The 13,294-nt window shown below is 72.8% G+C and carries 13 protein-coding genes; 3 read left to right on the top strand and 10 right to left on the bottom strand.

The window, feature by feature from the left end:
• Nucleotides 1-229: 229 nt before the first annotated feature.
• The 9 genes from epsC to AMK33_RS30255 form a co-directional block, all read right to left on the bottom strand.
• Nucleotides 230-868: a serine O-acetyltransferase EpsC gene (gene epsC / locus AMK33_RS30295; RefSeq protein WP_073936189.1), complete on the bottom strand. Its 639-nt coding sequence runs from the start codon at nt 866-868 to the stop codon at nt 230-232.
• Between the two features lie 23 nt (nt 869-891).
• Nucleotides 892-2,157, bottom strand: a complete 1,266-nt coding sequence (locus AMK33_RS30290; RefSeq protein WP_073936188.1) for an ATP-grasp domain-containing protein — start codon at nt 2,155-2,157, stop codon at nt 892-894.
• Nucleotides 2,154-3,398 (bottom strand): ATP-grasp domain-containing protein, encoded by a 1,245-nt coding sequence (locus tag AMK33_RS30285; protein ID WP_073936187.1) that lies wholly within the window; start codon nt 3,396-3,398, stop codon nt 2,154-2,156. The genes AMK33_RS30290 and AMK33_RS30285 overlap by 4 nt, the downstream gene beginning before the upstream one ends.
• A gap of 229 nt (nt 3,399-3,627) precedes the next feature.
• Nucleotides 3,628-3,825, bottom strand: coding sequence for a DUF6059 family protein (locus tag AMK33_RS30280; RefSeq protein ID WP_073936186.1), 198 nt, complete (start codon nt 3,823-3,825; stop codon nt 3,628-3,630).
• Nucleotides 3,826-3,866: 41 nt separating this feature from the next.
• Nucleotides 3,867-4,757 (bottom strand): prephenate dehydrogenase/arogenate dehydrogenase family protein, encoded by an 891-nt coding sequence (locus AMK33_RS30275; protein ID WP_073936185.1) that lies wholly within the window; start codon nt 4,755-4,757, stop codon nt 3,867-3,869.
• Nucleotides 4,758-4,875: 118 nt separating this feature from the next.
• A complete protein-coding gene (locus AMK33_RS30270) occupies nt 4,876-5,685 on the bottom strand; it encodes a TIGR03084 family metal-binding protein (protein WP_073936184.1) in 810 nt (269 codons plus the stop codon).
• A 69-nt stretch (nt 5,686-5,754) separates the two neighbouring features.
• Nucleotides 5,755-6,813 carry a carboxymuconolactone decarboxylase family protein gene (locus AMK33_RS30265; RefSeq protein ID WP_079195018.1) on the bottom strand — a complete coding sequence of 353 codons (1,059 nt, stop codon included), beginning with the start codon at nt 6,811-6,813 and terminating at the stop codon, nt 5,755-5,757.
• A gap of 108 nt (nt 6,814-6,921) precedes the next feature.
• Nucleotides 6,922-8,595, bottom strand: a complete 1,674-nt coding sequence (locus tag AMK33_RS30260) for an FAD-dependent oxidoreductase (RefSeq protein ID WP_073936182.1) — start codon at nt 8,593-8,595, stop codon at nt 6,922-6,924.
• Nucleotides 8,592-9,179 carry a DUF5987 family protein gene (locus AMK33_RS30255; RefSeq protein WP_079195017.1) on the bottom strand — a complete coding sequence of 196 codons (588 nt, stop codon included), beginning with the start codon at nt 9,177-9,179 and terminating at the stop codon, nt 8,592-8,594. The genes AMK33_RS30260 and AMK33_RS30255 overlap by 4 nt, the downstream gene beginning before the upstream one ends.
• A 308-nt stretch (nt 9,180-9,487) precedes the next feature.
• Between AMK33_RS30255 and AMK33_RS30250 the strand changes: the two genes are divergently transcribed.
• The 3 genes from AMK33_RS30250 (at nt 9,488) to AMK33_RS30240 (ending at nt 12,374) form a co-directional block, all read left to right on the top strand.
• Nucleotides 9,488-10,546: a ParB/RepB/Spo0J family partition protein gene (locus AMK33_RS30250; RefSeq protein ID WP_073936321.1), complete on the top strand. Its 1,059-nt coding sequence runs from the start codon at nt 9,488-9,490 to the stop codon at nt 10,544-10,546.
• Between the two features lie 88 nt (nt 10,547-10,634).
• A complete protein-coding gene (locus tag AMK33_RS30245; protein ID WP_383460470.1) occupies nt 10,635-11,357 on the top strand; it encodes a helix-turn-helix transcriptional regulator in 723 nt (240 codons plus the stop codon).
• A 426-nt stretch (nt 11,358-11,783) separates the two neighbouring features.
• Nucleotides 11,784-12,374: an SMI1/KNR4 family protein gene (locus AMK33_RS30240; protein WP_073936180.1), complete on the top strand. Its 591-nt coding sequence runs from the start codon at nt 11,784-11,786 to the stop codon at nt 12,372-12,374.
• Between the two features lie 56 nt (nt 12,375-12,430).
• Here the strand turns inward: AMK33_RS30240 and AMK33_RS30235 are convergent, their stop codons facing one another.
• Nucleotides 12,431-12,976 carry an MOSC domain-containing protein gene (locus tag AMK33_RS30235; RefSeq protein WP_073936320.1) on the bottom strand — a complete coding sequence of 182 codons (546 nt, stop codon included), beginning with the start codon at nt 12,974-12,976 and terminating at the stop codon, nt 12,431-12,433.
• Nucleotides 12,977-13,294: the final 318 nt, after the last annotated feature.

The raw sequence follows: 13,294 nt of genomic DNA, 5'->3' as shown, positions 1-13,294 counted from the left end.
GTGGGGCAGGCGGAGTCGGGGCCGCTCACCAGGAACCGGCCGGGGCGAGCAGACGTACGGCGTCGAGGGCGGGCGGCGCCGCCCCGGCCGGGGCGAACGGAATCGGGACGGCGCGCCCCGCGACCGCTCACCAGGAACCCGCCGAGGCGAGCAGACGTACGGCGTCCAGGGCGGGCGGCGCCGCCCCGGCCGGGGCGAACGGAATCGGGACGGCGCGCCCCGCGACCGCTCACCAGGAACCCGCCGAGGCGAGCAGACGTACGGCGTCCAGGGCGGGCGGCGCCGCCCCGGGCGGGTGGGTGCCGGGTGGGGCGGACGTCGGGGCGGGGCGGACGATCGAGCGGGCCGCGTAGACGCGGGCGCCGGGCGGGACGTCGTCCGTGACGGTGGCCATGGCGCCGATCAGGCAGTCGTCGCCGACCGTGACGGGGCCGAGCACGGTGGCGTTGGCGCCGAGGACGACCCGGTCGCCGACCACCGGGTGCCGGCGGGCGCCGGGCGGGCGCGCGTTGTCCGCCCACCAGCCGACCGCCCCCAGTGTGACCTGCTGGTAGATCGTCACGTCGTCGCCGACGACGGCCGTCTGCCCGATCACGACGGACGCGCCGTGGTCGATGAAGACCCGCCGTCCCAGCCGCGCGCCGGGATGGATCTCGACCCCGGTGCGGCGGCGTGCGACACGGGCGACGAGCCGAGCGGCCCAGCGGGTGCGCCCGCGGTGGAGCCGGTGCGCGACGCGGTGGGCCCACAGGGCGGACAGGCCGGTGTGGCCCACCGCCTCCCAGCGGCCGCCGAGGGACGGGTCCCGTTCGACGACGACGCCGAGGTCCTCGCGCAGGGTGGTCAGCAGTCCTCGTCGTACGGACATGGTGGTCAACTCCTCCTGGTCGCTCAGGCCGCCCGCAGCCCCTCCTGGACCGCCGGGGCGATGTCGATGCGGATCTCCTCGCGGACCAGGTGCTCGCACAGCCGGACCGCGCTGTCGGGGTCGGCGGCCGTCACCGCGACGCTGCCGAGCCGGTCCCAGTTGTCGCGCAGCTCCCGTACGGTGTCGCCGGGCCGGACCGAGACCTGGGCGAGCAGCACGTCGGGCCGGGCGGCGACCTCCTCGACGCCGTGGACGGCGGTGACGGTGCCGGGTTCGCGCAGCACGAAACGGGTGACGGCGGCCGCGGTGGGCTCGGGGGGCGCGGCCAGCGGCTCGGTCAGGCCCAGCGGCCAGGCGGCCCCGTAGGCGATCAGGTCGATGCCGTAGGCGGCGCGGACCAGCTCCGGGATGTGGCCGCCGCCGAGCCGGTTGTGGGACTCGATGACCATCGGGCCGCGGGCGGAGAGCCGGATCTCGGTGTGGCTCGGCCCGTCGGTGACGTCCATCGCGGTGAGGAAGTCCTGGACCGCGGTGGTGAGCCGGCTCCGGTCGGTGTCGGAGAGCCGGGCGGGCACGACGTGGCCGAGTTCGGCGAAGTGGGCGTCGTCGGTGAGCTTCTCGGTGACGGCGACGACGACGTGGCGGCCGGCGAAGCTGAGCGACTCGACGCTGAACTCGGGGCCGTCGATGTAGGACTCCATGAGGAAGCCGTCGACGGTGAACATGGTGGAGCCGCGGTCGGTGCGCCCGCCCTGCATCCGTTCGATCCGCGCCCATACGGCGTCGAGGTCCTGCGGGCCGTCCACGCGCAGCAGACCGAACCCGGCGGTCGTGGAGACGGGCTTGACGATGAAGGGGTAGCCGGCCCGCTCGCCGAAGGCGGCCAGGGAGGCCCGGCCGTCGACCGGTCCGTGCTCGGGGACGGGCAGGCCGTGCTCGGCGAGGTGGCGGCGCATCAGGTACTTGTCGCGCATCCGGCGGCTGGCCTCGTAGCGCCTGCCGTCGCTCAGCCCGAACAGGTCGGCCAGCCGGGCGGCGGTGTTGAGTCCGGGTTCGGTGAGGGAGACCACGGCGTCGGCGCCGTAGACGTCGCGGGCGGCCTCGGCGAAGGGCCGTACGGTCTCCCAGTCGGTGTAGTCCAGCATCAGCAGCGCGTGGGCGGTGCGGTTCTGGTACGGGGTGATCTTGTCGGGGTGCTGGATCAGGACGGTCTTCGCCCCGAGCGCGTGGAAGCGCTCCAGGTGGGCGTCGACGCCGCCGATCAGCAGCACGGTCGGGGCGGGGTTCAACGCGGGGTTCCCTTCGGGGCGGTGGCTTCGCGCACGTCGGCGACGAGCAGGGAACGCACGCGGGCGATGCGCTCCTCGGCCTCGGCCGGCGACTGGGCGTCGACGACGACGTAGCCGTGGCGGGTGGCGGAGTCGGTGGTGGGCGGGAGTTCGTCGCCGGGGGCGTGGGGGAAGTGCAGGGTGTGCACGTAGGGCAGGGCCCGTACGGCGTCGAGGCCGCGGACCTCCGCCAGGCGCCCCGGCGGCAGCAGGAAGAAGCCGACGGACGCGATGTGCAGGGCGGTGGGCGGTTCGGTGGCGGCCCCCGCGAGGGTGCGGAAGATCTCCGCCTCGATGTCGTACCCGGTGGCGGTCTCGATGAGCTGGGGGATGCGGTCGCCGCCCAGCCGCGTCTGGGACTCCACGACGCGCGGGCCGTGCTCGGTGAGGATCACCTCCGTGTGCGCGGGCCCGAAGACCAGCCCTGCGGCGTCGAGCAGCCGGGTCACCAGGGTGCGGACGGCGGCGTCGTCGGCGGGGGCGAGGGGGGCCGGATGGATGTGGGAGGTCTCGACGAACAGGGGTGCGCCGGTGGTGTGCTTGGCGGTGATGCCGATGACGTGGTGGGTGCCGCCGGCGGACAGGGTCTCGACGCTGAACTCCGGTCCTTGCAGGTACTCCTCCACCAGATACGGGCCGGCGTGTCCCGCGGCGGTGACGCGGCCGGTCCACTCGTCGAGGTCGGCGGCGTCCCGGATCAGGGCGATGCCGCGGCTTCCGGACAGCCGGGTGGGTTTGACCACGACGGGCAGCGGCAGACGCGACACGGCGGCGGCGACCGCCTCCGTGGTGAGGACGAGTTCGCTGCGCACGGGAGAGATCCCGTGCTCGCCGAGCAGGGCGCGCAGCGCCCCCTTGTCGTTGAGGCGGTGCACGGCGGCGGCGGGGTTGGGCGAGATCCCGAGCGCCTCCGCCTCGGCGACGACCGGGCCCATGCTGCTCTCCGCTCCCAGGTGCAGCACGGTCCCGATGTCGTGGGCCCGGACGGTGGAGGCGATCAGGGCGCGCAGCGCCGCCTCGTCGGAGAAGTCGGTCAGCAGCAGCTCGCGGGCGTGCTCGGCGACCGAGTCGAGGTAGGCCCGCTCGCGCAGGGCCGGGTCCCAGATCGCCCACACCTCGAACCCTGCCTGGGCGGCCTTGCGGACGAACTGGCTGTAGGGCATCACCATCAGCAACCGCTTGTTCGGCACGCCGTGTGTCATGCGGGGCTCCGTTCTCGTAGGACGTCTCGCGACGGCCCACTCATCGTTTTCCGCGCCGGGGAAAGCGGCATCTTCGCCCGTGCGACGCCTCTGAAGTGTGGCTGTGACCTGCGTGTTCATCCGACTTCGCCAAGTCGAACGGCGCCGGGAGGGCCTTGCCGGGACATGACGGCGCCCGGCTCCCCGCGAGGGGGAGCCGGGCGCTACGGCAGAACCGGTCCGGGGGCGCTCAGCCCGTGAGCTGCCGGTCCAGGGCGTGCTCCAGGGGTGTCAGGGGGCGTTCGGGGCACAGCCGCTCGGGGTGCAGGGGCGCTGGGCCGGTCAGCGGCGGCCGCCGCTCGGCGAGCGGGACGGGGCCGATGAACAGCCAGCCGAAGGCGGACAGGGCTTCGTAGACGGGGTGCAGGAAGAAGACGGGGCGGGTCACGGGCGGGCCATCCTTCGTTCGGCGTCGGGTTCCCGTGACCGTCACATCCGGTCCGGCCGGCGGGCATCCTCGGCCGTGCGGTGCTCACCGGCCGCCTCCAGGGCGGCCCGCCCCCGCTCGCCCAGCTCCAGCAGCAGGGCGAGTTCGACGGGCACGGTGTCCTCGCCGCGGTGCAGCATCCGGGCGGCGGCGGCCAGCGCGCCGGCCGCCTTGTCGAGCCGGTCGGCGACCGGGCCCGCGTTGTGCGCCAGCAGATCGCTGCCGGCTCCGGGGAGGGCGGCGACGGCCCGTACGACGCCGGCCAGCTCGTCGCCGGCGAGCGGCAGCAGAGCGGGGTCGACGTCGAGGAGCCCGCCCGCGACGACGGCCGCCACCACGTACGGCACGTGGCTGACGGCGGCCATGGCCAGGTCGTGCTCCTGCGGTGTCATGTCGCGGCGGACCGCGCCGCACAGGGTGGCCAGTTCGGCGACCGTCGCCAGCGCCCAGCGGGGGGTGGTGTCGTACGGGCACAGGATCCAGGGCCGGCCGGCGAACCGGGAGGCGGACGGGCCGGCCGCCGGGCCCCCGGCCGGCAGCGGGTGGCCGGGGACGTAGCCCTTGAGGTCGCAGCCGCGCAGTTCGGCCTCGGCGGCGACGATGTCCTTGGTCCCGGCGGTGTCGGTGCAGACGTGGCCCAGGCCGCGGGCCTGGGCGTCGTGCAGGACGTCGACGACGGCGGACGGCGGGGTGGCGACGACGACGATGTCGGCGGGCGGACGGTCGGGGGTCCACGCCGTGCCCGCGCCCAGCCGCTGCGCCTCGGCGACCGCGTCCGCGTCCTGATCGGCGAGGGCCACCTCGACCCCGGCCCCGGTGAGGGCGAGGGCGATCGAGGTGCCCGTGACACCGCAGCCGATGACGACGGCGGTGCGCAGGAAGGCGGGTGTCATGGCGGCTCCTGGTCGGGTGCGGGCGGGGCGGCTGGTGGGGAGCGGACTCGGGGTGCGGGGGCGGCCGGGCGGACGGTGCCCGCCTCGGCCACCGGGCGACCGGGGCCCGCGGGGCGGTTCAGTGTTCGTCTCCCCGGTCGGCGAACTGACCCGGCCTGCGGCCCTCTCCGGACGGGCCACGGTATGCCTGGGCTATGTCGAGCCAGCGTTCGGCCTCCGCGCCCTCGGCCTCGAGGGCCAGGTCGGCGCGGTGGCGGCGGCGGGTGACCAGGAGGCAGAAGTCCTCGGCCGGGCCGGTGATCCGGTCGGTGGCGTCCTCGGGGCCGAAGGCCCACAGTTCGCCGGTGGGTGAGGTCACCTCGATGCGGAACGGCTCGGCGGGCGGGGTCAGGCCGCGGGAGAGGTAGCCGAAGTCACGGGTGAGGAAGGCGAAGAAGACCAGGTGGAGCAGGCGTCCGGTCGGTTCGCGGCGCACGCCGAGCGCGTCCGCGATGTCCTGCCCGTGGCCGAAGACCTCCATGATTCCCGCGGAGGCGAGCACGGCGGGCGGCAGCGGGTTGACCAGCCAGGGCACCACCTCGCCCTCCGGGACGGCGGCCAGCGCGTCGACGGAGGCCCGGCCCGACGCGCGGAAGCGGGCCAGCAGTTGGTCCGGCGGGAACTGGTTGAACTGGCGCAGCGCGGCGTCCACGGCCCCGTCGAAGTCGTGGGAGGCGCCGGCGGCGATCCGGGCGAAGGCCTCGGGGTCGGAGGCGGCGGTGCCGGCCAGGTGGAAGATGAAGGTCAGGTGGGCGATCTGGTCGGCGATGCGCCAGCCGGGTGCGGGCGTCGGTGTGTTCCAGGCTGCTTCGTCGAGGTCTTCGACGAGGCGGGCGGTCTCCTCGATGTCGGTCGCCAGGTCCTTCAGGACGTCGTTGAGGCTGCTCATGGTCGGGCTCCTTCGGGGTCGGTTCGTGCGGGGGATGCAGGGGATGTCCTCGTGGTGTGCGTGTGCCGGTCAGCCACCGGCGGGTGCGGGGCGGGTGGGGCGGGCGTCGGGCAGGGGCGCGGCGAAACGGCTTCCGGCGCGGACGGCGGCGGTCAGGGACGCCCAGGCGGCGAGCTCGACGAGCTCGCGGTCGCCGGGCCGGCCGGCCCGGAACGCGGTCACGTCCGCGTCGGTGATCTGGTAGGGGGCGAGCGCGAGGAGCAGGGACAGCCGTGCGGCGGGCCGCTGGTCGGGGGCGAGCCGGTCGGTGAGGGGGTCGAGCCAGGCGCGGCTCGGGCCGGGCGGTGTGCCGTCGCTGACGGCGAGTTCGGCGTGCAGCAGTTCGCGTACGGGCTCGGGGACCCAGTGTTCGGCGGACGCGTCGACGCAGGCGACGGCGCGGGCCAGGGCCCCGGCGACGGCCGGCTCGGGCCGGGCCCAGGCGAGCGCGGCGGGCAGCGGTGCCGCGGGGAGCAGGCCGAGGGAGGCTCCGGCGGTGACCGTGGTGCCGGTGTCCGGGCGCATGGCCCGTGCGACGATCCGCAGGGCCGGTCCGCGTCCGGCCCTGGGGGCCGCGTCGGGCACGGGCGAGTCGGGGAGGAACAGCCGGACCATCCGGTTGAGGTAGTGGAAGGTGACGGCGGTGGCCAGCAGTTCGGGGGCGTGCTCGGCGGGGAAGGGCGCGGGCCGCGGCGGGCCGCCGGCGGTGGTGAGGCGGCGGGCCCAGTCGGTGACGGCCGTCAGGGGCGCGGTGTCCGGCCCGGTCAGGGTCTGCAGTTTGGCGCGGTGGACGTCGACGCAGTACGCGCACTCGTTGGCCTGTGACACTCCGGTGGCGACGGCCTCCTTGGCGGCCCGGCCGGCCCGGCCGTCGACGAGGAGGGTCTCGCGCAGCAGGACCCAGCAGGCGGCGAGCGCCTCGGGCGCCGGGGAGTGCAGCGCCAGCGGCGGCGCGAGGATGCCGAACTCCCGGCCGGCCCGGTCGTAGACGTCGGCCACCAGGCCCTTCGCCTCGTGCCGCGGGACCGCGGTGACGTGCCGGATCTGCTTGAGGGAGCCTTTCAGCATGGTTCTCACGAGTGGTCGCACCGCTGTCTCCTGGGATCGCGGGCCGGTTGCGTGAAGCAACCCACCGGGGAAGAGAAAGTCCTGTGAAGCAACTGACCGGCCGGCGGGAAGCGCGTCCGCCGGTGCGGGTCACACTCCGGCCGGCTGCCTGGGCTTGTTGCGCAGCAGCGGCAGGACCGCGTTCCGGCCGCTCTTGTAGCCGGTGGGCGCCGGGGCTCCGTAGCTCACGGCCACTCCCCTGCGCTGGGCCTCCGCCACGATGTGCGGGACCGCGCGTTCGGCGACGGCGGCGATGGTCATCGCCGGGTTGACGGTGAGCGCCCCGGGGATCGCGGACCCGTCGGTGACGAAGACACCGGAGTGGCCGCGCAGTTCGTTGGTGTCGTCCAGGGCCGAGGTGCGGGGGTCGTCGCCCATCCGGCAGGAGGCGAGGGGGTGCACGGTGTAGGCGCCGACCAGGTCGTTGGTCCACGGCATCACCTTGGCGAGGCCGTCCTTCTCCAGGATCTCCTTCACTTCCGCGTCGGACTGGTTCCAGCCGTGCCAGGTGTTCTTCGTGGGCCGGTAGGAGAGGTTGCCGCGGCCGAGCATCTGCTGGGAGATGCGCAGGGCGTTGCCGGTCTCCGGCGGCGGGCCGAAGACGCCCTCGTTGTCGTCCTCGATCATCGAGAAGATCGTCAGCCAGGACTTCCAGTTCTTGAGGATCTCCTTCTTCTCCCTGCCGAACCAGGTCGGCCCGGTGGCGTCGGGCACCTGGGCGAGGATGGTGCCGAGGCCCGGCGGGAAGTAGAGCTGCTCCAGCGAGTAGCGGGAGTACTCGGGCAGTGAGCCGTCCAGCTTGTCCCAGCTGGCCACGGTCGGCCCTCTGCCGATCGCGTTGGCGCCGTAGGGCAGCGCGCCGTCGCCGCGGGACAGGCCGAGGAGTTCGGCGACCTTGTCCTCGTTGAGGATGGCCGTGTTGAGCCGCTCCCCGTTGCCGGAGAAGTAGCGGCCGACCGCGTGCGGCATCGAACCGAGGTGGGCCTCGCTGCGCTGCAGGATGACGGGGGTGGCCGCGGCGCCGGCCGCCATCACGACGATCTTGGCCTCGATGACGCCGGACTCGTGGTGCACCCGGTAGTCCTGGTCGTCGATGACGTTGTAGTGGATCCGGTAGTCCCCCTCCGCGGTCCGGGTCAGGTGCTGCACCTCGTGCAGGGGCCGTATCTCGGCCCCGTGGGCGATCGCGGCCGGCAGGTAGTTGACGGTGAGCGACTGCTTCGCCTCGAAGCGGCAGCCGGCCATCATGAAGTTGCAGTTGGCGCACTTGGAGTTGTCGATGGCGACGGCGAGCGGGTTGGCGGTGCGTCCGGCGTGGTTGCAGGCCGCGGCCCACAGCCCGCCGGCGTAACTGACGTCGCTCCATTCCTGCTTGCTCACCGAGAGGGATTCCTCGATCCGGTCGTACCAGGGGTCGAGGGTGTCGCGGCTGAGGGCGGCGGGCCACATCCGGCGGCCGATGCTGCCCTGGCGGTCGAAGACGAAGCGCGGGGCGCGCGGCATGGCCGCGAAGTAGACGACGCTGCCGCCGCCGACGCAGTTGCCGCCCAGCACGCTCATCCCGTCGCCGACGACGAAGTCGAAGGCCCGTGTGTAGGAGGACCCCAGCTTGTAGTCGTGCTCGAAGTCCGTGCTGCGCAGCCATGGGCCGCGCTCCAGGACGGTGACCTTCGCACCGCCGGCGGCGAGGTGGTAGGCGGTGATGGCGCCGCCGAAGCCGCTGCCGATGACCAGGACGTCGGTCTTCTCGATCGCGTTGCTCATGCCGGGCTCCCGGTCGCAGTGGTGTCGGGGTGGAGGTCGGCCAGCTTGCGGCCGTAGCCGAAGTCCGCGAACCGCCACAGACCGTCGGCGTCGGGGGCGGTGATGCCCATCGCCGTGAGGCCGGGGTGGCCCTCCTGTACGGCCTGCGCGGTGTGCAGGTGGGCGGCGGAGTCGAAGGCCATGTTGCAGAACAGGGAGAGCAGGACCCAGAAGTCCTTCTCCGGATGGCCCGGGGTGGTCAGGGTCTGGATCAGCCGCACCCGGTCCTCGTAGTCGAGGGCCACGAAGGGCGGCACCCTGTCGTCCAGCTCCAGGCCGGCCTCGGCGGCGTGGGTCCTGGCGTGGCCGTTGACGAGGCCGGCCAGGTCCTCCAGGCCGTCGGCGACGCCGGTCGCGTCCCAGCGCAGGAGGTCCAGGGCGCCGGCGGCGACCGCTCCTCCGCCGGTGCCGGCGCCGGCTATCGCCCGGTCGTCGGGCCCGCGCTTCTCGCCGGGAACGATGGTGTCCGCATAGGCCTCGAGGGTGAGAGTCGCCTCGTCCCCGATTTCGACCCTGCGCTCGGGAATTCTTGCCGATGTCTGCAACTCGTCCTCCCGGTCTCGTTGGTGGGATTCGCCTGGGGTGTGAAAAGAACGTAGAGCTGCCAAGTCTTTTCAAACAACTGACACCGGCGGCGTTCAGCGAACGGTGAGTTGCATGAATGAACTAGGCGGAGTCGAAGCATCGCCCCCGCCGACCCGGCCAAAAGGCCGTTCGATCGCTTAACGTTCTTGCCGACGTATTCCTCTTCCGTCAGCCACGGGACCACCGTCCCGGAATGAAGAGGAGCCGGAACAATTCGTACCGGTCCAGGGGGGTGTCAAGGTTGGAAAGCACGGACAAGGCTCTGGAACTGCCGACGAACTTCACCCAGCGGGTCCGTATCGCGGTGTTGCGGCCGGCCGACTCCCCCCGGCTGAACGGGGTCGACCCCATGCATGTGCAGCGCCTCGCCGACGTCCTGGCGTCGCTGCCGCCGATACTGGTCCACCGGCCGACGATGCGGATCGTCGACGGTTCGCACCGGGTGGCCGCCGCCGCCCTGAAGGGGCAGGACACCGTCGAGGTGCACTACTTCGACGGACCCGAGAAGGACGCCTTCCTGCGTTCGGTGTCCGCGAACATCGCCCACGGGCTGCCGCTGTCGACGGCGGACCGCAAGGCCGCCGCCGAGCGCATCCTGCGCTCCCACCCGGACCTCTCCGACCGGACCGTCGCCACCTGCGCCGGCCTGGACCCCAAGACGGTCGCGGCCGTACGGCGCAGTTCAACCGTGGACTCTCCACAGTCGAACACGCGGACGGGCAGCGACGGCCGGGACCACCCGCTGGACCGCACGCTCGAGCGACTGCGGGCCGCGGAACTCATGACCAGCCGGCCGGACCTGCCGCTGCGGGCCGTCGCCCAGCAGTCCGGCCTGTCCCTGGGCACCGCCCACGACGTGCGCAGACGTCTCCAGCGCGGGGAGACCCCGGTGCCGAGCCGACGGCGCGGCAAGGCGCCGGAGGACCGGCCGGCGGACGCCGGCTCCGCCCCGGACGCCCCGGACGCCCCCGCGGACCGGGAGCCCGCACCGGCCGCGCCCGGCCGCCCGGCGGCAGGCCGGCCGGCCACCGGCGGACGCAGCCGCACACCACTGGAGACACTGCGCAACCTCGCCGCCGACCCGTCGCTGCGCCAGTCCGAGTCCGGCCGCCACTTCCTGCGCTGGCTGCACACCCACTTCGTGGTGGACGAGGCATGGCGGCAGCAGGCGGGCGCCGTCCCCCCGCACTGCACGGCCACCGTGGCCGAACTGGCTCTGCAGTGTTCGCACACCTGGCGCAGGTTCGCCGAGGACCTGACCAGCCGCCGGCTGACCGACATGGGGCCGGCCGGCCCCGTCCGGCCCGCGCCGACGTCCCGGAACTGACAGGCGCGGTATCGCCATTCTCGACCACCAGGGAGAAACGGTGACCTCCACCACGATCGAGCGTGCAGTCCACAGGGTGATCGTCGATATGCAGGCCAATCTGGGCCAGGATCTCACCATCGACGACATGGCGCGCACCGCGATGTTCAGCAAGTTCCACTTCACCCGGGTGTTCCGGGATGTGACGGGGACCTCCCCGGGGCGTTTCCTCTCCGCGCTCCGGCTGCAGGAGGCGAAACGCCTCCTGCTCGACACCACATTCAGCGTGGCCGACATCAGCAGTCAGGTCGGATACAGCAGCGTGGGTACGTTCAGTTCTCGCTTCAAGGCGTGTGTGGGTGTTTCTCCGAGCGTATTCAGGGAGCTCGGCGGATTCACCTCGGCCATCGACTCCGACGCGGGCCCCGAGGGCGACGGCCCGCGCACCACCCTGCGCGGGCAGGTCTCCCTGCCCGAGAGCCGCTCCCCCGGCCACTGCTTCGTCGGCCTCTTCCCCACCCCGGTCCCCCAGGGTCAGCCGGTGCGCTGCACCGTCCTGGACGGCCCCGGCGGCTTCGAGCTGCGCGACATACCCGCGGGCACCTGGTACGTGCTCGTGCACTCCGTCCCGTACGGCAGCGAGGACCTTCCCTCCGGCATCGGGGACGAGGACACCGTCTCCGTCGGCTGCTACGGGCCGGTCACCGTGCACGCGGACACCCTGCTGCTGCCCGCCGAGATCACGCTGCGCCCGGTCGGGGAACTGGACCCGCCCGTGCTGATGGCCCTGCTCGACCTGCGGGCCAACGCGCTGGAGCAGGCGGCCGGCTGACGCACACGGAAAGGGGAGCGGGCCGCGCGGCCCGCCCTCCCCCGGAATTCTGTCGGCGAATCCCACCACCGGACACTGATGGGAGCGGATCTCCAGACAACACACCACTCACGGCTGTTCTGCCTGGAGATTCGCCCCCATCTCTGCCCTCGCGGCATGCCCTGGCAGTCCCTGGGGGATTCGCCGACAGCACCCCCGGGACCGAACCACCGCGCAGATGGGCCCGGCCTCCCTCCCCCTGGAGGCCGGGCCCATCGTCGTACCGGGGTCACGCGCAGCCGGTCGCCTTCGCCAGCAGGTCCGCGTTCGCGGCCGGGTCGTGGCCGAGGACCTGCCGAGGTGCTGGACCGGCATCTGCACCACCTGCGGCCGCCCCCTGCCGACCAGCGGATCCGGAACCTGACGAAGCACTATTAGGCTCGCCCCATGACGGAGTCGCCCCTCACCAAAGCCGAGATCGCCGAGGCCGAACGGGAACTCGGAGTGTCCTTTCCGGAGGAATACCGAGCGTATCTGCGCGAGGTGAGTGCAGGCGGGGCGCTCTTCCGGCTCGAGCGGACCGGACGTGGTTGGTGGTGGGCCGGGAACGATGAGGGGCGGCGCGAGCTGCTGGTCACTCCCTTTCCGCATCCCGACTCCTACGCCGAGGCCGACGACGAACTGATGGCGCGTGAACCACAGGCTGAGGCGTTCGAGGACGACGCCGCGTACCGGGAGGCTCGCTCTGCCTGGGACGACGAGGCCGACAGGTTCGAGGACCTGAAGACGGCCGGTGCGGTCGTCATCCAGGAGCACGGCTGCGGCTTCTCCACCTTGTTGGCCCTGACCGGCTCTCTGGCCGGCACGGTCTGGTGGGACGGACGGGCTACCTGTGACCGGATCGTCCCGCTGTCCTCGGACCACGTCGGCGGCGCCCAGCCCGTTCAGTTCGGGGAGTGGCTGGACCACGGTTCCTGGGCACTCTTGCCGCCGGGCTGGGGGCCGTCCGTTCCACCAAGTCCTGTTGTTCACCGTTAGGTCCTGGCTTTGTGGTCAGCGTCGGCTCCAGATGAGGATGACCACGGAACAAAAACCTAGACCCGTTCCAGCGGGCGGTGGGGGAGGGGCGGGAGCTCGACCCGGACGGAATCGTCGGGGCGGACGGTCCCTCCCCGGCGGACCACGGCCATGACGCCGCACTTGAAGACGAACTCGCCCGACACCGGGTCCAGGGCGAAGACCTCACCGAGCAGTCCCTTGCGGAAGTCGTTGATCTTCGCGCACGGGTTGCGCAGTCCCGTCACCTCGATCACCGCCTGCTCCCCGAGATGGAGCAGAGCGCCGGTGGGCAGGCCCAACAGGTCCACCCCGCGCGTGGTGATGTTCTCGCCGAGCCGGCCCGCGGAGACCTCGAAGCCCTTGAGCGCGAGTTCGTCGAAGAGTTCCTCGTGCATCAGGTGGACCTGGCGCAGGTTGGGCAGGTCCGGCTCGTAGGTCATGCGGAACTGGTGGCGGATCGTCTCGCCCGCGTGAACGTCTCCTTCCACGCCGAGCCCCGCGAGCAGCGTGATGGAAGCGTGGTTGGGCTTGCTGAACGAGTACGCCTCGTTGCGGCTCACTGCGGTGATCCGACCGGACATCGTGCCCTCCACCCGTTGGTCGTTCTGCGACCGGTCGATCATAGAAGTGATGCAACCAGCCTCGGGAGGGAGGCATGCGGTGAGCGGACCTCATCGGGCGGACGCGTCGGGGTCCGGCACCCGACCGGCACCGGTCCGCGCCGTGCGCGATCGGCACGCCGGTCACTTCGGGGTCGTCCCACGGGTGTGCCTCCAGGAGGCACCGCTCCGGCTCCGGGTACCGCTCCGCGGTGGTCGTAGGGATGCGACCACCAGGCGGCCGGCCGACGCACGAGCGCCCCGCCGGACGGAACCCGCGACGCTGTTGGCGAATTCAAG

The organism is Streptomyces sp. CB02400 (assembly GCF_001905725.1).
GTDB classification, from domain to species: Bacteria; Actinomycetota; Actinomycetes; order Streptomycetales; family Streptomycetaceae; genus Streptomyces; species Streptomyces atrovirens.
This window is presented reverse-complemented; position numbering and strand designations above follow the sequence as displayed.